The sequence below is a fragment of the Enterobacter cloacae complex sp. FDA-CDC-AR_0164 genome, from assembly GCF_003071645.1.
Taxonomy (GTDB): Bacteria; Pseudomonadota; Gammaproteobacteria; order Enterobacterales; family Enterobacteriaceae; genus Enterobacter; species Enterobacter ludwigii.
The window spans coordinates 1,273,097-1,296,469 of the sequence record NZ_CP028950.1 but is presented as its reverse complement, the minus strand read 5'-3'; the positions used below and the strand labels follow the sequence as shown (position 1 = coordinate 1,296,469).

General features: G+C 51.4%; 24 protein-coding genes. 8 read left to right on the top strand and 16 right to left on the bottom strand.

The annotated features are described in order from the left end of the window. Nucleotides 1-58: 58 nt before the first annotated feature. The 4 genes from radC to mutM all read left to right on the top strand — a co-directional run bounded on the left by radC (nucleotide 59) and on the right by mutM (nucleotide 2,252). A complete protein-coding gene (gene radC, locus AM410_RS06305; RefSeq protein ID WP_020882690.1) occupies nucleotides 59-724 on the top strand; it encodes a RadC family protein in 666 nt (221 codons plus the stop codon). 217 nt (nucleotides 725-941) lie between these two features. Further along, nucleotides 942-1,178, top strand: coding sequence for a 50S ribosomal protein L28 (gene rpmB / locus AM410_RS06300; protein WP_002436699.1), 237 nt, complete (start codon nucleotides 942-944; stop codon nucleotides 1,176-1,178). Nucleotides 1,179-1,200: 22 nt separating this feature from the next. Continuing rightward, complete coding sequence (gene rpmG, locus AM410_RS06295) at nucleotides 1,201-1,368, top strand: 50S ribosomal protein L33 (protein WP_003024094.1); 168 nt, start codon at nucleotides 1,201-1,203, stop codon at nucleotides 1,366-1,368. A 74-nt stretch (nucleotides 1,369-1,442) separates the two neighbouring features. Then, nucleotides 1,443-2,252: a bifunctional DNA-formamidopyrimidine glycosylase/DNA-(apurinic or apyrimidinic site) lyase gene (mutM, locus tag AM410_RS06290; protein ID WP_032679319.1), complete on the top strand. Its 810-nt coding sequence runs from the start codon at nucleotides 1,443-1,445 to the stop codon at nucleotides 2,250-2,252. A 2-nt stretch (nucleotides 2,253-2,254) separates the two neighbouring features. Here the strand turns inward: mutM and coaD are convergent, their stop codons facing one another. The 7 genes from coaD to rfaQ form a co-directional block, all read right to left on the bottom strand. Then, nucleotides 2,255-2,734: a pantetheine-phosphate adenylyltransferase gene (coaD, locus tag AM410_RS06285; protein ID WP_014168056.1), complete on the bottom strand. Its 480-nt coding sequence runs from the start codon at nucleotides 2,732-2,734 to the stop codon at nucleotides 2,255-2,257. 3 nt (nucleotides 2,735-2,737) lie between these two features. Next, nucleotides 2,738-3,508, bottom strand: a complete 771-nt coding sequence (locus AM410_RS06280) for a glycosyltransferase family 2 protein (RefSeq protein WP_032679320.1) — start codon at nucleotides 3,506-3,508, stop codon at nucleotides 2,738-2,740. Then, complete coding sequence (waaA, locus tag AM410_RS06275; protein WP_014168058.1) at nucleotides 3,508-4,782, bottom strand: lipid IV(A) 3-deoxy-D-manno-octulosonic acid transferase; 1,275 nt, start codon at nucleotides 4,780-4,782, stop codon at nucleotides 3,508-3,510. The genes AM410_RS06280 and waaA overlap by 1 nt, the downstream gene beginning before the upstream one ends. 65 nt (nucleotides 4,783-4,847) lie before the next feature. After that, a complete protein-coding gene (locus tag AM410_RS06270; RefSeq protein ID WP_073397556.1) occupies nucleotides 4,848-5,837 on the bottom strand; it encodes a glycosyltransferase in 990 nt (329 codons plus the stop codon). 14 nt (nucleotides 5,838-5,851) lie between these two features. Further along, nucleotides 5,852-6,949, bottom strand: coding sequence for a glycosyltransferase (locus AM410_RS06265; protein ID WP_032679322.1), 1,098 nt, complete (start codon nucleotides 6,947-6,949; stop codon nucleotides 5,852-5,854). Nucleotides 6,950-6,951: 2 nt separating this feature from the next. Further along, nucleotides 6,952-8,079, bottom strand: a complete 1,128-nt coding sequence (locus AM410_RS06260) for a glycosyltransferase family 4 protein (protein ID WP_108647644.1) — start codon at nucleotides 8,077-8,079, stop codon at nucleotides 6,952-6,954. Beyond that, nucleotides 8,079-9,146: a putative lipopolysaccharide heptosyltransferase III gene (gene rfaQ / locus AM410_RS06255; RefSeq protein ID WP_073397560.1), complete on the bottom strand. Its 1,068-nt coding sequence runs from the start codon at nucleotides 9,144-9,146 to the stop codon at nucleotides 8,079-8,081. Before rfaQ ends, AM410_RS06260 begins: the two co-directional genes overlap by 1 nt. A gap of 150 nt (nucleotides 9,147-9,296) precedes the next feature. On the opposite strand from rfaQ, the gene AM410_RS06250 reads away from it, so the two are divergent. Then, nucleotides 9,297-10,259: a polysaccharide deacetylase family protein gene (locus tag AM410_RS06250; protein WP_108647642.1), complete on the top strand. Its 963-nt coding sequence runs from the start codon at nucleotides 9,297-9,299 to the stop codon at nucleotides 10,257-10,259. A 14-nt stretch (nucleotides 10,260-10,273) separates the two neighbouring features. On the opposite strand, the gene AM410_RS06245 is transcribed toward AM410_RS06250, so the two are convergent. The 6 genes from AM410_RS06245 to rfaD are packed head-to-tail and all read right to left on the bottom strand — an operon-like array spanning nucleotide 10,274 to nucleotide 16,397. After that, nucleotides 10,274-11,437 (bottom strand): O-antigen ligase family protein, encoded by a 1,164-nt coding sequence (locus AM410_RS06245; RefSeq protein WP_073397563.1) that lies wholly within the window; start codon nucleotides 11,435-11,437, stop codon nucleotides 10,274-10,276. Further along, nucleotides 11,424-12,329 (bottom strand): sugar glycosyltransferase, encoded by a 906-nt coding sequence (locus AM410_RS06240; protein ID WP_049023112.1) that lies wholly within the window; start codon nucleotides 12,327-12,329, stop codon nucleotides 11,424-11,426. The genes AM410_RS06245 and AM410_RS06240 overlap by 14 nt, the downstream gene beginning before the upstream one ends. 1 nt (nucleotide 12,330) lies before the next feature. After that, complete coding sequence (locus AM410_RS06235; protein WP_049023113.1) at nucleotides 12,331-13,425, bottom strand: glycosyltransferase family 9 protein; 1,095 nt, start codon at nucleotides 13,423-13,425, stop codon at nucleotides 12,331-12,333. Between the two features lie 3 nt (nucleotides 13,426-13,428). Next, nucleotides 13,429-14,412 (bottom strand): lipopolysaccharide heptosyltransferase RfaC, encoded by a 984-nt coding sequence (gene rfaC, locus AM410_RS06230; RefSeq protein ID WP_073397565.1) that lies wholly within the window; start codon nucleotides 14,410-14,412, stop codon nucleotides 13,429-13,431. Between the two features lie 3 nt (nucleotides 14,413-14,415). Further along, nucleotides 14,416-15,462 (bottom strand): ADP-heptose--LPS heptosyltransferase RfaF, encoded by a 1,047-nt coding sequence (rfaF, locus tag AM410_RS06225; protein WP_020882677.1) that lies wholly within the window; start codon nucleotides 15,460-15,462, stop codon nucleotides 14,416-14,418. 2 nt (nucleotides 15,463-15,464) lie between these two features. Continuing rightward, the gene (rfaD, locus tag AM410_RS06220) at nucleotides 15,465-16,397 is read right to left on the bottom strand and encodes an ADP-glyceromanno-heptose 6-epimerase (RefSeq protein WP_008502707.1); all 933 of its coding nucleotides are present in this window, start codon (nucleotides 16,395-16,397) and stop codon (nucleotides 15,465-15,467) included. Between the two features lie 215 nt (nucleotides 16,398-16,612). Here rfaD and kbl point away from each other — a divergent pair, with 215 nt between their 5' ends. Together kbl and tdh are read left to right on the top strand one after the other, a co-directional pair. Further along, nucleotides 16,613-17,809, top strand: a complete 1,197-nt coding sequence (gene kbl / locus AM410_RS06215) for a glycine C-acetyltransferase (protein ID WP_020882676.1) — start codon at nucleotides 16,613-16,615, stop codon at nucleotides 17,807-17,809. Between the two features lie 9 nt (nucleotides 17,810-17,818). Continuing rightward, complete coding sequence (tdh, locus tag AM410_RS06210; protein ID WP_020882675.1) at nucleotides 17,819-18,844, top strand: L-threonine 3-dehydrogenase; 1,026 nt, start codon at nucleotides 17,819-17,821, stop codon at nucleotides 18,842-18,844. Nucleotides 18,845-18,883: 39 nt separating this feature from the next. On the opposite strand, the gene AM410_RS06205 is transcribed toward tdh, so the two are convergent. After that, nucleotides 18,884-20,017 (bottom strand): glycosyltransferase family 9 protein, encoded by a 1,134-nt coding sequence (locus AM410_RS06205; RefSeq protein ID WP_231106630.1) that lies wholly within the window; start codon nucleotides 20,015-20,017, stop codon nucleotides 18,884-18,886. A gap of 324 nt (nucleotides 20,018-20,341) precedes the next feature. Here AM410_RS06205 and AM410_RS06200 point away from each other — a divergent pair, with 324 nt between their 5' ends. Beyond that, nucleotides 20,342-21,100: a glycosyltransferase family 2 protein gene (locus tag AM410_RS06200; protein WP_073397567.1), complete on the top strand. Its 759-nt coding sequence runs from the start codon at nucleotides 20,342-20,344 to the stop codon at nucleotides 21,098-21,100. A gap of 69 nt (nucleotides 21,101-21,169) precedes the next feature. On the opposite strand, the gene AM410_RS06195 is transcribed toward AM410_RS06200, so the two are convergent. Both AM410_RS06195 and envC read right to left on the bottom strand, forming a co-directional pair. Further along, nucleotides 21,170-22,102, bottom strand: coding sequence for a divergent polysaccharide deacetylase family protein (locus AM410_RS06195; RefSeq protein WP_044866024.1), 933 nt, complete (start codon nucleotides 22,100-22,102; stop codon nucleotides 21,170-21,172). 3 nt (nucleotides 22,103-22,105) lie between these two features. Beyond that, nucleotides 22,106-23,365, bottom strand: coding sequence for a murein hydrolase activator EnvC (envC, locus tag AM410_RS06190; protein WP_236900120.1), 1,260 nt, complete (start codon nucleotides 23,363-23,365; stop codon nucleotides 22,106-22,108). Between the last annotated feature and the right edge of the window lie 8 nt (nucleotides 23,366-23,373).

Here is a 23,373-nt window from a genome sequence, read left to right as displayed (position 1 = left end):
GGGCGTCGAGCGCCGGGGGTGGCTGTGGCAGCATGATGGCAAACCGAAGGAGACAGGCATGGAAGAGACTGAACTGCTGCTACCGCGTGAAAAAATGCTGCGCTATGGCGTCACGTTGTTAAAGGACGACGAGTTGCTGGCACTCTTTTTACGCACCGGAACGCCCGGCAAAACGGTATTTACGCTGGCAAAGGAGCTCATCGACCATTTTGGTTCGCTGTATGGCTTATTGACGGCGGATCTGACGGAATTCAGGCACGTCGAAGGAATTGGCGTGGCGAAGTTCGCCCAACTGAGGGGGATTGCTGAGCTGGCCCGCCGTTTTTACGACGTCCGTATGGAAGAGGAAGATCCCATACTCACCCCGGATATGACACGCGTATTTCTCCAGAGCCAGCTATCAGATTTGGAGCGCGAGATCTTTATGGTGATCTTTCTTGATAACAGGAACCGGGTACTAAAACATAGCCGTCTTTTTTCCGGAACACTGAGCCACGTTGAGGTTCATCCGCGAGAAATTGTGCGGGAAGCGATAAAAGTGAATGCAGCCGGCGTGATACTCGCGCATAATCACCCCTCTGGCTGTGCAGAACCAAGCAGAGCTGACAAAGAGATGACCGAACGCATTATCAAATGCTGTCAATTCATGGACATTCGTGTGCTCGACCATCTGATAATTGGTCGCGGCGAGTACATTTCTTTTGCAGAACATGGCTGGATTTAGGCTATTTCTCGCGATCCATCGGGATCTTTGTCTGTTCGGGACTTGAGCACACCGCCGAGTCAGCGTATACTACGCCACCTTTGAGAATCTCGGGTTTGGCATTTGGGCCTGGCAATCGAGAGTTCAATAGAACTATGCGATGACCGGGCTGTAAAGCCTGACGAGGCGCCGATACCCCATACGAAGCTCGAGCTAATTTGATTTTTGGAGAATAGACATGTCCCGAGTCTGCCAAGTTACTGGCAAGCGTCCGGTGACCGGTAACAACCGTTCCCACGCACTGAACGCGACTAAACGCCGTTTCCTGCCGAACCTGCACTCTCACCGTTTCTGGGTTGAGAGCGAGAAGCGTTTTGTCACCCTGCGCGTATCTGCTAAAGGTATGCGTGTAATCGATAAGAAAGGCATTGATACAGTTCTGTCCGAACTGCGTGCCCGTGGCGAAAAGTACTAAGTACTTAAAGAGGAAATAAATCATGGCTAAAGGTATTCGCGAGAAAATCAAGCTGGTTTCTTCTGCTGGTACAGGTCACTTCTACACCACCACGAAGAACAAACGTACTAAGCCGGAAAAACTGGAACTGAAAAAATTCGATCCAGTTGTACGCCAGCACGTACTGTACAAAGAAGCTAAAATCAAATAATTTTAGCCTCCTTGTATTGAAAAACCCCGCAACTGCGGGGTTTTTTGCATTCTGCATCTTACTCCGGAGGAACCATGCCTGAATTACCTGAGGTAGAGACCAGCCGCCGCGGTATTGAGCCGCATCTGGTCGGCGCGACTATTCTTCATGCTATCGTTCGCAACGGTCGCCTGCGTTGGCCGGTATCCGATGAAATCCATGCGTTAAGCGATAAACCGATTCTCAGCGTCCAGCGTCGCGCCAAATATCTGCTGCTGGAGCTGCCCGACGGCTGGATTATCATCCATCTCGGTATGTCCGGTAGTCTGCGCATCCTTACCGAAGAACTGCCCGCGGAAAAGCATGACCATGTCGATCTGGTGATGAGCAATGGTAAAGTGCTGCGTTACACCGACCCACGACGCTTTGGCGCATGGCTGTGGACCAAAGAGCTTGAAGGACACAGCGTTCTGGCGCATCTGGGGCCAGAGCCGCTTTCTGAGGCGTTTAACGCGGAATACCTGAAAGCGAAGTGTGCAAAGAAGAAAACCCCGATCAAACCGTGGCTGATGGACAATAAGCTGGTGGTGGGAGTAGGGAATATTTATGCCAGCGAATCGCTGTTTGCCGCCGGGATCCATCCCGATCGGCTGGCCTCGTCGCTGTCATCCCAGGAGTGTGAACTGCTGGTCCGGGTGATTAAAGCGGTGCTGTTGCGTTCTATTGAGCAAGGGGGGACCACCCTGAAGGACTTCCTGCAGAGCGACGGTAAACCAGGCTATTTTGCTCAGGAGCTGCAGGTATATGGCCGTAAGGGTGAGCCGTGCAGAGTCTGTGGGACACCGATTATTGCAACGAAGCACGCCCAGCGCGCCACGTTCTATTGCCGTCAGTGCCAGAAATAGGGCTACTTTAATTTTTCCATCAACGCCTGATGGACGTTAGCCGGCAGGAAATGGGTCACGTCACCATGATGACGCGCCACCTCTTTGACCAGCGAGGAAGAGATAAACGACCACTCTTTTGAGGGCATCAGGAACACGCTCTCCAGCTCTGGCATCAGGTGGCGGTTCATGTGCGCCAGCTGCATTTCGTATTCGAAGTCAGCCACCGCGCGTAACCCACGGATCAAAATGTTAGCCTGCCGGGCACGGGCGAAGTTGGCCATCAGATCGCTGAAGCCCACCACCTCGACGTTTGGCAGATGTGAGATAGCGTCAGTGGCAAGTGCAACGCGCTCATTGAGATCGAACATGGGTTTCTTACTGGGGCTGGCGGCGATCGCCAGAATCACCTTATCAAACATGCATGCCGCACGGGTGATGATGTCAAGATGACCGTTGGTGATGGGATCAAAGGTACCCGGATAAATCGCTTTTGTGCTCATGGCTCACGTTTTCTCTGAGTAGCCGCGGCAGAGCGCCCACAGCTCGGTGTATTTGTTGAAAGTATACTGGGCATTCACCACCGCCAGTAACCACCCCTGTTTACCGTCCAGCACGCCGCCTCGCAGCAGCAGTGTTTTCAGAAATGCCCCCAGCGTGTGGGTGAAAATTCCGGTCAGCGTGGCCTTCTTGCCGCGCAGGTGGCGCTCCTGTGCCCATGCGGTGGCATAGTTAAGCTGTTTGCGCTGGAAGCTGGCGAAATCCCGGCAGGTCAGATGCAGCAGATCGCCCGTCAGAGGAATGACGGGGGCGCTGTCGCATGCCAGGGATTCATGGACCAGATTATCGTTGTACTGATATCGCTCACGCTCGTAGAGGCGCATTACGCGGTCTGGATACCAGCCGCTGTGGCGCATAAAGCGGCCAAGAAAATAGTTGCGACGTGCAATGCTGTATACCGCGCCAGGCTGAGGTGCTGCCAGCACCGCCTGAATGGCCTGGCGGAGCTCTGGTGTAATGCGCTCGTCAGTGTCCAGCATCAGCACGTAATCGCCAGTAGCATAGCGCTGCGCGCGCTGTCGCTGGATGCCGTAGCCTTGCCAGTCGGTATCGATAAAGACCTTTGCACCCGCGGCACGGGCGACATCCACCGTGTTGTCCTCACTGCCGGAGTCGAGAAGGACAATTTCGTCAGCCCAGGCGACGGAGGCCAGGCAGTCCGGAAGCAGGTCGGCGGCGTTTTTGGCGATCATCACGACCGACAGACGCGTTGACATTAGTGGCTCCGCTGAGGCAGATAAGGTTGCAGAAGTTGCAGCAGACGAGTGAGTGCGCCCTGGTTCTGATGCAGCACTTCGACAGCATGGCGACCATACCAGAGGCGGTAGTCTTCGTCGGTCAGAAGGGTTGAGACCTCTTTGACCACCGAGTCCGCGTCGGTCACGGTAATTAACCCGTCGGCTTGCTGCAATTTAGCGCAGATATCTTTGAAGTTAAACGTGTGTGGGCCCATCAGCACCGGAATGGCGTGTGCGGCCGGCTCAAGCGGATTATGGCCGCCGCGCTCCACAAGGCTGCCGCCGACAAAAGCCAGATCGGCAATGCCGTAAAGCAGCATCAGCTCGCCCATTGTATCGCCAATCACCACCTGAGTGCTGCCGGAGGGGATCTCACCGCTGCTGCGCAGGGTAAAGCTGAAGCCGCCTTTCTGCACCATCTCACGCGCATCTTTAAAACGTTCGGGGTGACGGGGGACCAGAATCAGCAGCAAATCGGGGAATTTTTCCAGCAGCTTACGATGGGCCTGCAGGATAATGGCTTCTTCGCCGTCATGGGTGCTGGTTGCAATCCACACCTGACGACGCGGTGCCCACTGGCGACGCAGCGTAATCGCACGGGCGGCGAGTTCAGGCGTGACGGAGATATCGAACTTCAGGCTACCCGTCACCGCAAGCTGGTTGCGCTTCAGGCCCAGAGCAAGAAAGCGCGCCGCGTCTTCTTCGTTCTGCGCGGCAATCAGCGTAATTCGGCTGAGCAGGCGGCGCATAAATTTACCTAACTTGCCGTAACCTTTCGCCGAGCGCTCTGAAAGGCGCGCGTTGGCAATCACCAGCGGAATTTTACGGGCATGCAGGGCGGAAATCATATTTGGCCACAGCTCGGTTTCCATGACGATCACCAGTTTCGGGCGAACGGTATTCAGGAAGCGATTCATGGCGCAAGGCAGGTCGTAAGGCAAATAGACGTGTTGAACGTCTTTACCGAACGCCGATAATGCGCGTTCAGACCCCGTCGGCGTCATGGTCGTGACCGTGATCGGCAGTGACGGATAGCGGTGACGAAGGGCGCGAACCAGCGGGATCGCCGCCAGCGTTTCGCCCACAGAAACGGAATGCAGCAAAATACCGTCCGGCACGACTTTATTGCGGCAGTAACCATAGCGTTCAGCCCAGCGTTTACGATACGCAGGCGCTTTACGGCTACGAAGCAACAGTCGCAGCCACACCAGTGGCTGAATGATGTAGAGCAGGGCGGTATACAACAATTCCAAGCGATTATCCGTTTTTTAGTTTCGGCGGGGAAATTCTAAGCATTTAAGCCGGGTAAAGCTATCTCTTATGCCAGATACCGTTTTAAACGGAAGTAGCGTCGGCCCAGGCGCCAGCGCAAACGGGGGCTTTTGGCACTTTTCCAGATAAGCCTCCAGATACCCGTGTCGAAGAACTCTTTTATTATCATCGACTTCTTCTGCACATCCTTCATATTGTCGAAGGTATGAATGATCCCAAGCCCCTCTTTGGCGATTTGCCAGTGGCAGGCGGGGATATCTTTCACTTTTTCCGGGTAACGCTGGTTGATGGCATCCAGCATCTGCAGAATTTTCATGTAATGGCGCGCCGAGCGAATCAGCGTGTCATCATTGTCCGGCATATGGGAAACCGATGCGGAGTGAATGTAATAGTCGTAAAAACGTTCACTGGTGTACTGCACGCGGTCAGCTGCGAGCAAGACTTCGGTAGTCCATGGGATATCCTGATGACGCAGGCCGGGCTCAAAACGAAAACCGTTCTGACGAATAAAGTCGTGGCGATAGATATTCAGCCAGGTCACATGCAGAAACTTGCGTGAGTCGAGCGCTTTTTTTAACCAGGCCGCACCGGTCATGACGCCTGTCGAGGCCAGCTTGTCTTCCGGGAAAATCGGCCGTGAAGGCTTCTTATTGTTTTCCCAGACGTAGTTTCCGTTGCAGGTGGCGACATCCAGATTCTGCGTGATGGCCATATCAAGCAAGCGCTGATACATGCCGGGCTTAAAGACATCATCAATATCCGGGAAAGAGAGATATTGGCCGGTAGCGACGGCCAGACCGGTATTGCGCGCAATGGATACACCCTGATTTTCCTGTTCGATAACCTGCATTTGCGGCAGTTTTTCACGCCAGGTTTCGACTATCTGCATCGAACTGTCCGTGGAGCCATCATTGACGATGATGACTTCCATACTGTCGATCTGTTGATTCGCAAGGCAGGTAAAGAACTGATCCAGGAAAGCTTCGCCGTTATAAACGGCAACCACCACGCTTAATAATGGCGCTGAATTTTGCATAAGAAACCTGATTATTATTGATTGTCTACCAACGCAACATATTGCTGGCAAATGGCATTTATCCCGAACGACGCGATCGTTGCGCTATCAACGACAGGCGGGGAGGTATAGAGATCGGCCAGTGTTTTCGCCAGTGATTCGTCATTCATCTCCGACAGCCCGCGCGCCAGCGTACCCGTGAGGATTTCAGCGGGCCCGCCAGGACAGTTCGTACTGACAGGCGGCGTCTGGCAGATGATGGATTCTACCAGTACGTTACCAAAACCTTCACAGTCAGAACTTAACACTAAAAGCCGTGCGCCTTTAATCCACGGATAAGGGTTGGACTCGAAGGGGCGGAAAATAACCTTGTCTTCGATCCCGAGTTCTTTCGCTAACTGTTTAAGCTGTTGAATTTTGGTGTCAGAACCGTTGCCCATCATCACCAGCGATGCGTCTATTTTGCTCTGCGCATAGGCACGCAGAAGGCGGTCGTGGCGTTTATGTTCATGAAAACGACCCACGTGAATAATATAATCCTGCCCCTGCATCTCAAAAGGCGCATCCGCCAGACGCTGGATTTCAGGAATATCAAAGGGATTATGGATAACCGCTTTGCGACGAAGGTCGATGGACAGCGTCTCTGAGAGATCTTTCAGCACGGCGGCGGAGACGGCGACAACGTTTCGGTTTTCGTAGGTATGACGAATTTTGTAATGTTTAAACCAGCGTGAAAGGCCGTGGCGATGACGCAGGTAGGAGAATGAGAACATGCCATGCACGCAGAACCAGACCTTATCGCGATCCAGCGCACGACTGTGCGCCACAATACGATCGGTTTTATGCAGGTGCGAGAATATGACGTCGAACTTCCCGCTGCGCTCAGCCTGCTCAATGGCATTGTCCAGCAGCTGCGCCCGGCGCGGGATCTCGGTGAGCTTTCTCCAGGGCTTTTTACACGTATCCTGAATGACCTGATAATCAATGCCTGCCGGGATGGCGTAGTCGCACACCTTTCGCAGGGAGAAAAGGGAGACCTGATGCCCCATTTCTATCAATCCGCTGGAGAGGGTGAGAACCGTTTTTTCGGCTCCTCCACCGGGCAAACCATCAATAATCATTAGGATGCGCATTTTTAATCCAGTAATTTTTGATAAAGCGAAATAAGCTGACTTGATAATTTTTCTGGGGTCGCTTCTTTTACGCGCTCACGCGCTACCCGCCCCATATCGTTATTCTTATCCAAAGATGGAAGGGTCATGACTGCCTCCTTCAATCTGCTGATATCAAGTGCATCACAGTAAAAGCCATTCTGACCTTGCTCAATAAATTCTGCACCACCGCAACTCACTGAAGTAATGACGGGCAAACCGCAGGCCATCGCTTCAAGAATGACGTTTGGAAAAGGATCATACAGCGTTGGCAGCAGTAATCCATCGGATACCTGGTAAAATGGCAGTGTCTCTTTTTGCATCCCCAGGAAGCGAATTTGCCCCTCACAGCCCAATGAACGGGCGAGGTCACGGTAACGACTTTCTGCTTTATCCTGTCCAACCACAATCAGCCACGCGGGTGTGCCCGCAATAGCGCGGATAGCGCTGGCCAGTCCCTTACGTTCAAAACCTGACCCGACGAAACACAACACCACGGCATCGACAGGCAATCCGAGTTGCCGACGCAGTGCAGCGCGCAGTCCTTCGGTTGCCGGAACGAAGCGGCTGGAATCTATTGAATTATAAATCACATGTATCTTTTTTGCGTCAATATCAAAGTCTTCGATGATTTCGCGTTTGATCATCTCCGCATTGCAGATAACGGCTTTCAATTCAGGAGCCTGATACATTTCACGTTCAGCGTGCATGACGTAGCGATGGTAGCGATCGTGCATCAAAAGTTGTGCACGCCAGGCAGGTAGAATGCGCGCACGCTGCAGCAGCCAACGCCGGTGCACGCCATCCCCTGCGCGGTAAATATCGCAGCCAGGAATACGCTCGTGGCTCTGCACAATGTCAAACTGCTGCTGTTCCCACAGCGCACGCGCGGCATGTGCAAACCCGCGTTCGCGACTGATTCGGCCCCATTTACGCGGGTCGCAAATATGGATATGCCAGTCGTCCTGCTTCTCCCCCTGCCACTCACGCGTGATGACGTTGAGCTCCAGGTTTTGGTTGCTCAGTGCGGTAAGTGCGCGGGAAACGAAGCGTTCCGCCCCGCCATCAGGACGATATTTTTGGCGAACAATCGCCAGACGATGGTGTTTCATTACAGGTATCTCCTGGCGGCGGAGATCACGACATCAACGGGAATGGCGTCGAGATAGCGTTCAGTTGTTTTGGTATCAATGGCGTCCGGGTCGGGAAGTGGGCCAAAATCGCCAGCCCAGATGACTTCACCGTTGACCTGCCATGGCGACCAGAACACCCGTTTTGACGGGCCGAAGAGAGCAATGCACGGCGTCTGAAGCGCGGCGGCCATGTGCATCGGAACGGAATCGACGCCAATAAAGAGGTGCGCATGATCGATAAGTGATGCCAGCTGGCGCAACGTGAGTTGACCGGCCAGAGAGACTACGCCCGTTTTTGGCGCCGCGGCGAGAATGCGGTCTATCATCGCCAGCTCTTTTTTATCCGGGCCAGCGGTGAGAACTACAGTGTGGCCATCCTGCTGGAGTGCCGTGATGGTTTGCGCCATCTTGCCTTCGTCCCAGCATTTAAAGAACCAGCGTGACGTGGGCTGGATCACCACGTAGTTATCAGCCACACCCTGTTGTGTCAGTAGCTGGCGCGCGCGATCCCAGTCCTCTGCGCGATAGGCCATAGTGACGGCTGGCTGAGCCGGGACGGGCAACGGTGAAAGAATAGAAAGATTTTGCTCAACGGTATGGAGCGACGGGTGATTGGCGACAGAAACCAAATCGGTATGACAAAAACGCCAGAACGCGTTTTTTCGCTTGTTAAACGCGAACCCAAGGCGTACTGGCGCGCCGGTGAAACGGGTAACAATGGCGCTGCGCCACTGATCGGCAAGGTTAATCACCAGATGATAACGCTGCGCTCTTAAGGCACAGAGTAACTGCCACTCTTTTTGCAGATGTTTCAGGGTGCCGAGCTGCTTCCATTTACGATCTATACCGTAGATGGTGCCGATCGCCGGATGCGCGGCGAGCATATCGCGTGTCTCTTCATAAAGAAGAACATCGATTTGCGCCGTGGGCCATTTTTGACGTAACGAATTAATGACCGGAGTTGTGAGTAACATGTCGCCATGATGTCGAAGTTTGATAAGTAAAATACGTAAATCAGGCGTGTCGAGTAGGTTAATCATCATGATCTTATCAGCGGTATACTGTCAGCAATTCTAATAGACCTGATGGCGACTTGCACTCTTTCTCCATAATGTCAGGAATTTCCCTGGAAGGGTTTACTCCTCCTTCGCAGAGTGCGTAACATAGCCCTCACTCTTACGTCTTACGGACTCATTATGAAAAAACCAGCGTTTATCATCACCATTGATACAGAAGGCGATAATCTCTGGCAAAACCACCGTGTTATCAAAACGGAAAACGCACGCTACCTGGCACGATTTCAGGCGCTATGCGAGCGTTTTGGTTTTAAGCCGGTCTGGCTGACCAACTATGAGATGGCGATCGAACCGGTTTTCATTGAGTTCGCAAAAGACGTGATTGCCCGCGGCCAGGGCGAGGTTGGCATGCATCTTCATGCGTGGAACAGCCCACCTGAACATGACCTCACCGGTGATGACTGGCGCTGGCAACCTTATCTGATTGAGTTTTCAGATGAAATTATGCGCGAGAAAGTGCTTTTTATGACGCACTTGCTGGAAGAGACCTTCCAGACCAAAATGCTGAGCCACCGTGCCGGGCGTTGGGCGTTTGATCGTCGCTACGCAAACTTGCTGATAGAGCTGGGTTATCAGGTTGACTGTTCCGTCACCCCACGGGTGAACTGGCGAAATGCCAAAGGGGCGCCGCAGGGTCACGGAGGAACGAATTATCAGCATTTCCCTGACCATGCCTACTTTATCGATACAGAGGATATTTCCCGCCCGGGAAATAGCCCTCTGCTCGAAGTGCCGATGAGTATTCAGTATAAACACCCGGCCTGGCTGAATACCGTTAAACAGGGCTACGATCGGCTGCGTGGGAAATACCGTTCCCCGTCAGTTAACTGGCTGCGTCCGTCCGGTGGAAATGCGTCTGAGATGATTAAGGTCGCACAACAGTGCTTGTCGCAGGGCAATGATTATGTGGAGTTTATGCTCCATTCTTCAGAATTTATGCCCGGCGGAAGTCCTACGTTCAAAGATGATGCGGCCATTGAAGGGTTGTACCAGGATTTGGAACAGTTGTTTACATGGCTGTCGGACAAGACGGTGGGGATGACGCTGGCGGAGTTTTATCGGAGTAAAAGAAGCGCCGGTTAACCGGCGCCTAAAGATTATCTCTGAACGGTTTTTTTCACGGGTGTACTAAATATGATGGCTAATGGTATCCAGAATAACACCCAGTATTCGCGCGGATTACTGATAACGAACATCCCCTGAGTGGAATAAAATACGAGAGCGAAAATCAGTACCGCAACCTCGGCTTTGTGGTCTACAGCAAGGTGTCTCAGGCATTGCCTGAATGCGTAGGCAATCATCGCTAAAAACAGCGTTAGCCCTACGATTCCGCCCTTAAGAAAGGCACCGAAGTAGAGGCTGTGTGTAGTCGTCACATGCTGTTTATAACCATTAATGAATGACAGATCTTTATTAAATCCCCAGCCAAATACTAATCTTTCTTTTGTTACTTCAAAAGCATGCTGCCAGATGCCAAAACGAACGGAGCCAGCCTGGTTAGAATCTTCAAACCGCTTTATAAGCAGGTCGTAAAAGCCGCTGTAATAAAGTGTAATGCCCAGTATAAGCAGAGTGGCCAGGGACAAGAACACAAATTTCTTGTTCCATTTTGGTTTAATACAGAATACGACAGCTGTTGCTATCATTAACGCCAATAATGGTCCACGGCTTTGCGTCAGTAATAAGCCACTCAACAACAACGGAACCGGAACATAATACCAAAGGCTGCGGGTTTCTCGCACGAGAATCGCACTTAAAATAATCCCCAATGCCATATATCCGCCCAGGTCAATGACGTTGTCGGGTGCATAGGGAAAAGCAAGTCTTAGGCGTCCGATAAGTAGATGTGTTTTATTAACATAGACTAATGTCAGTAAAGTCAGTGTAACAATTCCAAAATAAGCTGAACCAATCAGGTATTTCTTCTTGTTTTCAAGCTCACATTGCCGGTACAGGCAGAAGAAAATAAGGATGTAAAATGAATGGGTAAGAGCAGAACTTAAGTGTGATGTCTCGGCCCAAAGGTTCGAGAGTGAAAAATAAAGGACAAATAGGGTTAGTAGCCCAAGTGCTGGAAGAAATTCTTTGTCATGTATAAACCGCTCTCTGGCGCTTTTTACCATCATTATGGTGATAAGAAAAAGGGCCAGGGAAACGTGGAAAAGAATATTTACCTTAGACACCCCACAGAATATCATGCTTAAAAACATAAATGCTACAAAAGGGTAAAATGTAATACGCGGCAGTCTATTTAAAAACATCCGTAAAATCCTTTCTGACAAAAACAGAAGAAGGTATAGCACTTTGAGGGGAAAGATTAATCACCTCTTTGTTTGCAGAAGCAAAAATCTTACTTGCAAGAGAGAGTGCAGGAAGAACAATATCCTGTACTTTATCTTCCAGAAACGAAGGCAGCATGGTTTCGGCTTTCTCATAAAATCGCGGTTGAGAGAAGTGTGTCATATCCAGTCCAGCAATATAGATTTTTGAGAACCCCATGTAATATAAGACCTGCAATGCCCAGTAAACCACTGTACCGGCATCAACGATACCCTGACAAATATCGAGGCTAAAAGCGCTATTTGGCGTATTTTCAGAAAAAACGATCCCAGGACGATCCTTGAGGGTATCAAAAAGCGCTTCGCGTTTGATTGAGGGTTTATACGTTTCGTAGCAAATATCTTCGATTATGGCTATCTGGCAGTGGATATTTTCGTATGAAAAACGGTCAATAAGCTTAACCACCCCCATAGCCGTTGTAAACAGAAGCAAATTTTTATTGGCTACGATACGCTTTAACAACGCTGTTTGCCGGTCAATAAAAGTCATGTCAACAATAAAGTAATGGCTAAAATTAAGCTGGTTATGAAGATGCCATGCCCCATTTACCCCCGTACGAATGACATCTACGGGTAATGTTGAAAAATCTATTTTTTTGACTGAGGGGCCAGTGGCGGTAATTAACACTTCTCCGCTAAATGCATTTTTGAGAGAAGTAAGGGCTGTAAGTTGAACGGGCTGACCACGATAGACAAAATCAGAAATCTCGCCGCTTTCATTTCGCGCAATCTTCACATACGGCCACAAATTTTCATTGTGACGCATGTTTCTTTTATGGGTATAACGGTAAAACTGCTTAGTCAGAGAGCCCATCTTAAGCCTTCTCGATTTCACTATTTTTATGCGCAACAGTAGACAACAAATGACTGATTCTCGCCAAATCTTCGTCTGTCACCTCAAAGAGCTCTTCTTTCGGCTGGCTGAAGTAGTAACGCGTTTCAAAGACGTAAGAGTTTATATTTTCATCATTCCCAATCAGCAATACCTTGCCAAGCGGACGTTGTTCATAATGGCAGCAAGGGCCAAACAGCAACACCACCGGGACGCCCACCGCATCGGCAATGTAGATATTCCCTGAATCTGACGCAATATAACAATCCATTTTGGATATCGCCCACGGGAGCTCTTCGAGCGATATTTTTCCAATGAGGTTGATAAAATTGGGAATTTCACCGTAAGCGCGGGTGATGTCATCCATCCACGGCTGTTCGTTCGGTGCACCAAAAACATAAAACTCGCAGGGCAGGTCGGCAAGGTGATCGACAATACGCTTCCAGATAACCGGGGGAACCGTCTTTGCTTTATTGCCTGCAGAAATGCTGATACCAATTCGGATAACCCCGGGTTTATCGAGAATTTGCGGGTAAACCGCAGGCTTGAACAGGGGCTTTGTGGCGTGCTTGGGTGAGTCCTGCCAGGTGAGCGCGCGATCGGCGAGCTTGAGATAGTTAGTGACGGACAGCGTCTTTTTGGCATGCTCAACGGTACCATCAGCCGTGGCATAAAAAATTCCGTGATACCATCTGCGCGTATAAGTGCTTAAAAATTGTTTGTTTTGTGCATTACAGGCTGAGGCGAAAAAGAGATTCACACTGTTGGGCTGCAGCAGATAGACATTGTCGTAGCGATTCATGATCCGGCAGGCGAAGCAGAGCTTACGCCACAGGTTGCGCTTTTGCTGCTCCACAAAAAAGATCTCTTCGATACTGTCGTCATGCTGAGCCAATGCGTTAACGCTGCGGCTGATCAGCACATCGCTTTTTTGCAGATACGCCAGTAGAGGCGTTGCATTGATAAAGTCACCGATTTTGGCTGTCTGAATGACAAGGTTTCTGCCCGTGTCTTTGCGAAACAGCTTCCGGATGAGTTTCACCGGAAAAAGTAAAATCAGCAGAAATACATAACTCATGGGTTAAATATCCCTGTTAGAAAGCCGATGGCTGCCCTGTAAAAACGAAAAAATCGCATCTGCGGTAATGTCTCTCATCTGCTGCGTCGGACTGACCATTTGATGCTGGTTTTTACCGTACCCCCCGATCAGCCCCGGGTCGGTCGGACCGAAAAGGGTGATATTGGGGCGGTCCAGCGCTGCGGTTAAATGGCTTAATCCGGTATCCACGGATACGACGGCGCTGGCGCCTGCCAGTTGCGCGGCAACCTGAGCCAGCGTGAGTTTAGGTAACACTTCCACATTTGAAAAACCCGCGGCCAAACGCTCTGCGCGTTGCCTTTCGTGTTCTGCGCCCCACGGGAGTTTAATATGGATGCCGGTCGGTTGCATTAGCTCAATGAGTCTTCGCCAGTGTGATTCCGGCCAGTGCTTATCATCGCGCGTTGTGGCATGCAGAAAGACCAGATAGGGCGGTGTGTGCGTCTTCGCATCGCGCAAAAAATGCTGCGCAATAGCGTAATCACCCTGCGTGTCCGGTTTTGCATAGCCGAGGCTTTTCGCAAACAGCTCGCGGGTGCGCTCCACGGCGTGCTGCTGTTTCGCGATATGGTGGCGGCGATTATAGAACAGGCTCGCAAGCGGCTCGCGGGCGGTTTGCCAGTCCATACCGTGCTTTACGCCATGTGCCAGACGCGTGACCAGCGCGGCGCTTTTGACCAGACCCTGTGCGTCAATAATGGCATCGTAACGCTGCGTTTGCACCGCATCACGGAAGGCTTGACGTTCAGCCTTAATCGGTGCTGAGAACCACGCTTTACGCCAGCGGCGGATAGCAACCGGGATCACGCGGTCTACTGCTTCATGCCAGGTGGGGATCTGTGCGAAGCCCTCCTCCACCACCCAGTCAAAACGAATGCCGGGAATGGCCTGCATGGCGTCGGTGAGCGACGGCAGAGTATGCAGGACATCGCCCATGGAAGAGGTTTTAACGATCAATACCCGCATCCGTTATCCTTCTTCACTCAACAGCAGCTCGTTGAGCTCTTCAAGGACACGCTCGGGCGTGATGTCGATCAGGCTCTGGTGATAGCCTTCAGCCGCATCGCCTTTTCGCACCTTGTGATAACCGCTGATCAGACGTATGACGCGCGCTTTATGAGAAAGCGGTGGCGTAAAGTCAGGGCTGCTGGGGCCATACAGAGCAACCAGCGGCCGGTTGAGCGCAGCGGCGACGTGCATCAGGCCTGAGTCGTTGGTGACGACGGCTTTACAGGCGGCAAGTAAAACTACCGCCTGTTCCAGCTGGGTTTCCCCTGCCAGATTACGGCACCATGCCTGCTGTTCTGTATTCAGCGAAGCCAGAATTTCGTTACCCGCCTCGTGGTCTTTCGCCGAGCCAAACAACACGACCTGATTACCTTCATCGATCAGCTGTTTTGCCAGCTCAGCGTAATGATAATGCGGCCAGCGTTTTGCCGGGCCGAACTCTGCTCCTGGGCAGAAACCGATCATGGGGCGTTCTGATGAAATTCCAAACGCGTTGCAGGTGTGGGATTTCTCACCGTCGTTGACCTGGAGCTGGGGCCAGAGCAGCGGTTGCGGCAGATCTTTTGCGCTGCGCATCACGCCTTTGTCATAGGCCAGCGCGACGTAGCGCTCGACCATAAGTGGCCAGGCGTCTTTATCAAGCACGCGCGCGTCGTTCAGCAGACCGTAGCGCATTTCTCCACGCCAGCCGGTGCGATGGGGGACGCCCGCAAAGAAGGGTACCAGGGCGGATTTAAAGGAGTTAGGCAGGACATAGGCGCGGTCATAGCGCTTTTCGCGCAGGCTATGGCCGAGCTTGCGACGCTCACCAATTTCCAGCGCGCCGTGGCCGAGCGGCATTGGGATCGCCTCGTTAACTTCCGGCATACGCGATAACAACGGACGGCACCAGGCAGGTGCCATCACATCAATTATCGCCTGGGGATAACGCGCCTTGAGCGTGCGATAGAGACTTTGCGACATCATCATGTCGCCCACCCATGACGGGCCGATCACCAGAATTTTCATACTTACGCGTCGCGGTTCAGCCAGGCCATATATTCCGTTACGCCTTCGGCAACGGTCTTAAACGGTTTGTCGTAACCCGCTGCACGCAGGTTGGTCAAATCCGCCTGCGTGAAGGCCTGGTAACGACCTTTCAGTTTGTCCGGGAACGGAATGTATTCAATGCTGCCTTTTTTGTGGTACGCCAGGGTGGCGTCCGCCACGGCCTGGAAGGATTCCGCACGGCCTGTCCCCAGGTTAAAGATACCGGAGACGCCGTTTTCCCAGAACCACAGGTTCACTGCCGCCACGTCGCCTACGTAGACGAAGTCACGCTTGAAGCCGTCACTGCCTTCAAACAGTTTCGGGCTTTCGCCATTGTTCAGCTGCGTGTTCAGGTGGAACGCGACGCTCGCCATGCTCCCTTTGTGGCCTTCGCGCGGTCCGTACACGTTGAAGTAACGGAAACCCACAATCTGGGAATTGGCTTCAGGCAGAACCTGACGCACGTATTCATCGAACAGGAATTTGGAGTAGCCATAGACGTTCAGCGGCTGCTCATATTCGCGGGATTCGATGAAGTCTGACGTACGGCCACCGTAGGTTGCTGCAGAAGAGGCGTACAGGAACGGAATTTCACGCTCCAGGCAGTAATGCAGGATCTCTTTGGAGTACTGATAGTTATTGTCCATCATGTACTTGCCGTCCCACTCGGTGGTGGAAGAGCATGCACCTTCGTGGAAGATGGCTTCGATCTCGCCGAACTCTTCACCTGCCATAATCTGGATAAGGAAGTCTTCTTTATCCATATAGTCAGCGATGTTCAGATCCACCAGGTTTACAAACTTGGTGCCGTCTTTCAGGTTGTCCACCACCAGAATGTCGGTGATGCCTTTGTCATTGAGGGCCTTAACAATGTTGCTGCCGATAAAGCCCGCGCCGCCGGTAACGATGATCATAACTGTAACCTTTGAAGTGTGGAGTCCGGGGACAATCCCGGACGCTAATGTTCTTATCATATCATTAGTATGGCTGCCCTTCAGCCATTCACCGACATAGCGCAAGGGTACACGTGATTTATGCTGCAAAAACGAGAAGAGATAATGTGTCATCTCGTCATGGCGGCCAGGGTTGGGTAATATGTGCCAAAATTTGCCGAGTCTGGAGAATTGCAATGCGTGGTGATTTTTACAAACAGTTAAACAGCGACCTCGACACCGCACGTGCGGAAGGGTTGTTCAAAGAAGAGCGTATTATCACGTCTGCTCAGCAGGCGGACATCACCGTTGCCGATGGCAGCCATGTGATCAACTTTTGTGCGAACAACTACTTAGGTCTTGCGAATCACCCTGAGCTGATTGCCGCGGCAAAACAAGGCATGGACACCCACGGTTTCGGTATGGCCTCCGTACGCTTTATCTGCGGTACGCAGGACAGCCATAAGCAGCTTGAGAAAAAGCTGGCGGACTTCCTGGGGATGGAAGATGCGATCCTGTACTCCTCGTGCTTCGACGCCAACGGTGGTCTGTTTGAGACGCTGCTCGGCGCAGAAGATGCCATTATCTCCGACGCCCTGAACCACGCTTCTATCATTGACGGTGTGCGCCTGTGTAAAGCGAAGCGCTTCCGCTACGCCAACAACGACATGGTTGAACTGGAAGCGCGCCTGAAAGAAGCGCGTGAAGCAGGTGCCCGCCATGTGCTGATCGCCACCGACGGCGTGTTCTCTATGGATGGCGTGATTGCCAACCTGAAGGGCGTGTGCGACCTGGCAGACAAATACGATGCGCTGGTGATGGTTGATGATTCACACGCCGTCGGTTTTGTTGGTGAGAACGGCCGTGGATCTCACGAATACTGTGACGTAATGGGTCGCGTGGACATTATCACCGGTACGCTGGGTAAAGCGCTCGGCGGCGCGTCAGGGGGTTATACTGCTGCGCGTAAAGAGGTGGTTGAGTGGCTGCGCCAGCGTTCCCGTCCATACCTGTTCTCCAACTCGCTGGCGCCGGCGATCGTTGCCGCATCCATTAAAGTTCTGGAAATGGTGGAGTCTGGCGCTGAGCTGCGTGACCGTCTGTGGTCAAACGCCCGCCTGTTCCGTGAAAAAATGGGTGCCGCAGGGTTTACGCTCGCCGGTGCCGATCACGCCATTATCCCGGTGATGCTGGGCGATGCGGTTGTGGCGCAGAATTTTGCCCGCGAGCTGCAGAAAGAAGGAATTTACGTTACCGGGTTCTTCTTCCCGGTGGTACCAAAAGGCCAGGCGCGTATCCGCACCCAGATGTCTGCGGCGCATTCGCCTGAACAAATTGAACGTGCGGTGGAAGCCTTTACCCGCATCGGCAAACAGCTGGGCGTAATTGCCTGAGGACGTGTGATGAAAGCGTTATCCAAACTGAAAGCGGAAGAAGGGATTTGGATGACCGACGTGCCGGAGCCGGAAGTCGGTCATAACGATCTGCTGATCAAAATTCGTAAAACCGCCATTTGCGGCACTGACGTTCATATCTACAACTGGGACCAGTGGTCGCAGAAAACCATTCCGGTACCGATGGTCGTGGGCCACGAATATGTCGGCGAAGTGGTGGGCATGGGTCAGGAAGTAAAAGGCTTCAACATTGGCGACCGCGTCTCGGGTGAAGGTCATATTACCTGTGGTCACTGCCGTAACTGCCGCGGTGGACGCACGCACCTGTGCCGCAACACAATCGGCGTGGGCGTGAACCGTCCGGGCTGCTTCGCAGAATACCTGGTGATCCCGGCGTTTAACGCGTTCAAAATCCCGGACAACATTTCTGACGATCTGGCCTCTATCTTTGATCCCTTCGGCAACGCGGTACACACGGCGCTCTCTTTCGACCTGGTCGGTGAAGATGTACTGGTTTCCGGCGCGGGTCCCATCGGGATTATGGCGGCCGCGGTGGCGAAGCACGTTGGTGCCCGCAATGTGGTGATTACCGATGTGAACGAGTATCGCCTGTCGCTGGCGCGCAAAATGGGTGTGACCCGCGCGGTGGATGTCTCTAAAGAGAGCCTGAGCGACGTGATGGAAGAGCTGGGCATGACCGAAGGTTTTGACGTGGGTCTTGAGATGTCCGGTGCACCACCGGCGTTTCGCACCATGCTGGACACCATGAACCACGGCGGGCGTATTGCGATGCTGGGCATTCCACCGTCTGATATGTCTATCGACTGGAACAAGGTTATCTTCAAGGGGCTGTTCATCAAAGGTATCTACGGCCGCGAGATGTTCGAAACCTGGTACAAGATGGCGGCACTGATCCAGTCTGGTCTGGATCTGTCTCCGATTATCACCCATCGCTTCTCCATTGATGAGTTCCAGGAAGGCTTTGACGCGATGCGCTCTGGCCAGTCCGGGAAGGTTATCCTGAGCTGGGATTGAGAGTAAAAGCCGGCCGGATTTAAATCCGGCCGGCTTTCATCACAGGTATTTATCTTTTTCTTCTATAACGCATTTGCCATCTAAAATATTCTTGGCTTCAGTGGCAATTAAATTTATGTCGATTTTTCTATCGTATTTATTGAAAATAAGTTGTTTTGCATTTTCGCCTATCGGGCCGAATATTTTATTGCCTTCGTAATTCTTATTATGATCAAGAAGCATTGAGTAATATATAGCTACGAGCTTTTTATCTAAAGCGCAGGCAATATGGACAATAGCGGTATCCACTGAAATGACAAGGTCTGCCTGCTTGATTAGCGCAACGGTGTCCCATAATGACGGGAAAATAGATACGGAAACTGCAGGATCCTGAATGTTTAATTTTTCAGTCTTTTTTCTTTCACCAACAATGAAAATATGATTATTTTTTGGTTCTGAAATTTTTGAAATCAGGCTTACTAATTGCTCGCGACTAAGACTTCGCTCATCTACACTGGCAAAGGGGTTGATTACGATCCACTTTTTTCCTTTAAAAGGAAGAAGATACTCATTAATAGTCTCTTCGTGGCTCGGTAAAGCTGGTAAAGAGTAAGATAAGTGTTTTGTGTGAATATTTAATGCAGTAAGCATCTTTTTCTGTGGATCAGTAATGTGAAAGTCTCCCTCCGCTGGCAGTTGTAAATTGTAGGGCTTATTAAGCCAGCCACCAAAACTCATCGCATATTTATATTGCGTTTTCTGCAGCAGTTGTACACTAAAGAGCTCTTTTCTTTTCATCCATGCATAAGGATTAATGATCAGGTCAGTCTCTATTTGTGAGATGGAGTTTAACTCATTGATATCAATGATAAAAATCTCATCAATATCAACGATTTTTTCAAATAAAGCCCTGTTTCTTTCTTCTGCCGCGATCTGGACAATATACCCAGCCTTTTTCAGTTCTCTCCACATTCCGGTATGACAAACGGCATCACCAATCCCTAAATCTAAAAAAGGAAAGAGGATCCGCTTTACTGAGGAACTATCGAAAGGTTTGCCTCTTTTATCGGGAATGTTTTTAGATAATTTATAGAGTTTAAGCCGACGTTTTAATTCATGAGTCTTATGATTTCGTTGACGATTAAGTGCTTTAAAATAAAGGATGATTTTTTTCATTTGTTTGACAAACCACATTTTAAACATTCTGCTAACAGTATAAGCATAATGATAAGTAATGTGAACATCTATTTTAATGAGGAATTAATTTTTTGTTTAATAATTTCAATGGGTTAGAATGCTTGGCGCACTGTGCAGGTCACTCTCTACTGGTCAAACAGTACTTTTTAGTGCCTGGATAAAGGCAAAAGTATGTTTACAGGCCTACTTTAAGGAATGAAGAGTATGGAATGGATGTCACAAAAGACGATTTTATTTATTATTTGCTGATTGTTTCGATATTCACTTAAATACACTTTCCCTGCTACAATTGTGTAGGTCATTTTCGAAAAGAGTAAGGGAATGTTCAAGTTAACTGTTTGTTTACTCACCTGCAATTCAGCCAGGGTTCTTAACCATGTTCTGCCTCCTCTTCTTAAAATTGCAGATGAAATGATTGTTGTTGATTCCGGAAGTAAAGATAACACGCTATCCATTTGTGAAAGTTATAATTTAAGCCCTATCTATAGACAATATACGATGCATGGGGACCAAATGAACTATGCGGTGAGTCTTGCATCTCATGATTGGGTGTTATGCATGGATAGCGATGAAATCCTGGATGACCTGACTGTATCCTTTATTCTGAATCTGAAGAGTGGGGCTGAGCCTCCACCAGATCATGCCTGGCGTATTGCTCGATACTGGTACGTACTCGGAAAAGAAGTTCGTACTATCTATCCAGTATCGTCGCCAGATTTCCCTGTACGTCTTTTTAATCGCACCTGTGCAAGATTTAATCTCCGACCAGTTGATGACAAGGTGGAAGGTGAACTTAATGCTTTCATCATGGCTGGGCAAGTACGCCATGATACCTTTTATGACCTGAATGAAGTGTTTAATAAGCTCAATAGCTATACAACAAGGTTGGTCAAATATCAGAAGATCCGCCCTTCAATTGGACGAGGCCTTATTAGTGCCATTGGGGCGTTTTTTAAATGGTATCTTTTCAGTGGTGCCTGGCGGCAGGGGAAAGTGGGCGTCGTGACGGGACTCTATGCAACGCTATACAGTTTTCTCAAATATTTCAAAGCCTGGTATCAGTTTGAGGATAAAAAATAGCCCGCATGCAGGAAGTATACGGGCGCTCATCTCGTTGCCATGCTCTGCCCGCCTGCGTTGGCGGGCCAATTATGCTTTTTTACCCCAGCCTTGCCATTGATGCTGCATATATTTCACTAAGGAACTTTGGCTGATACTTTCCCCTATCACGGTAAAGAATCGAGTAGCATATACAGGCTCTGGTGACTGCTTAGGCTTGCAAATTTTCACACCCCTGAATGGATTGCGCGGCTGCGTTACCGGTGGCTGTGCATTGCCAGGACGCGACGTATCAACCTGTGGCTCATTCAGCAGATCGCCAGGACGAACCAGCGTAATATCAGACGGCAATGTCGGCAGCATCTGCTGCAGAACGCGAACGGTAGACGGATGCGGGTGGCCGATAGCAATAGCCGAGCCATTGCGTCGTGCTAGCTGTACGGCGCGATTGAACTGCCCGCGGATATCCGCGTCGTTCTGGGTGTCATCGAGGAACACCTTGCGCTTTATTACCTTCACGCCTGTACCCTGCGCGGCACGCATCGCCTGGCTGTTGCCGATGGTCATGCTGTCGAGGAAATAGAGGTTATAGCGCTCCAGCGACTGCATCACTTTGAGCATCCCGTACAGGCTGGAGGTCATCGCGCTACCCATGTGGTTGTTCAGCCCGACGGCGTACGGCACTTTATTGTAAGCATCGCGAATGATGCGATCGATCTCATCGCTGCTCATATCAGGACGCAAAGTATCTTTTTCCAGCGGCTGCTTGCTGAGCGGTGCCATCGGCAGATGGATGAGAACCTGATGGCCGCTGTTATGCGCTTTGATCGCCATTTCACGCGCGTGCGGCGCATTCGGGAGGACGGCGACAGAGATGGCGGCCGGCATCGCCAGTACCTGATTCTCGGTGTGCGGACGATAACCGAAGTCATCAATCACTATCGCGAGTTTGCCAGCGTAGACCGGTGCTGCCAGCGCCAGTGCACTGGCGAAGGAGAGAACAATTCGACGAAATTGAAGCAAAACTTATCTTCCCAACCACGGCTGTGGATTGACCGCCTGACCCTGGCGACGAATTTCGAAATAGAGTGACGGGCGGCCCTGACCGCCACTGCTGCCCACGAGGGCGATGGGTTGGCCGGCGCGCACCTGAGTACCAACGCTGACCAGTGCGCTCTGGTTGTAGCCGTAAAGGCTCATATCGCCTTTACCGTGTTCCACCACTACCACAAGCCCGTAACCCTGCAGCCAGTCGGCCAGAATCACACGGCCATCGGCGATGGCTTTTACTTCGCTACCTTCAGACGCACCGATAACTATCCCTTTCCAACGTAGTTCACCCTGCAGCTGTTCGCCATAGCGATGCAGAATTGTACCGCGCACGGGCCAGTAAGCCTGACCACGAGGGGAGCCTAAACCGCCGGTACGTGACATCAGGGAGCGTTCGCTTTCGCTTGGCTTGTAGGTCGTACCTTTGCGTGAGGCTTCCTGCTGTTTGTCGCGTACGGCCTGTGCTTCGCGGGCCTCTTTTTCGGCGCGCGCTTTCGCCGCCGCTTCCGCGCGGGCGATACTGTTACGCAGTTTCGATTCGTTGGCGCGCATTTCGCTCAGCTGGCTTTGGCCTTGCTGAATAGAGGACTCGAGACCGGAAAGGGTTTTCTTGCGCTCGTTGCGGGCCTGCTCAAGCTTCGCTTGTTGCGCCTGCTGTTCGTAGAGCAGCGTCTGTTGCTGGCTCTGCTTCTCTTCGAGCTCGGCTTTTTGCGTGTTGACCTCTTCGCGCGTCTGTTTCAGCTGTGCGATAGTTTCCTGACGTGCCTGGTTCAGATAACCAAAGTAGGCCTGCAGACGCTGACCGCGCTGGCTCTCTTCACCGCTGAGGATCAACTGAAGGCCCGTGTGCTCTCCCTGGCGGAAAGCAGCATCAAGCTGCGCGGCAAGGTTGCGTTCCTGGGCATCACGCTGGCGTTCCAGTTTGGCAATCGACGCGTTCATTTCGTCGATCTGTTTATTCAACTGGGCGAGGGTGTTTTGCGTTTCACGTAATTTACGTGCGGCAGCGGAGATGGCTTCTTCCTGCTGCTTAAGCTGAGCGAGCAGAGCAGAGCGTTGCTGCTGTTGCTGGCGTACCGCACGCTCTTTCGCGGCGATATCGGCCTGAATGGATTTCAGCTGGTCACGGTCATCCGCGTGGGCGGATGCGGCGCACAGCAATACGCCAGCGCTGAGTGCGCTGGCGCAAAGCAGAGGTCTGACTGATAACCTAAGCGGCTTCACGACCCATGTGATTGAAAAAA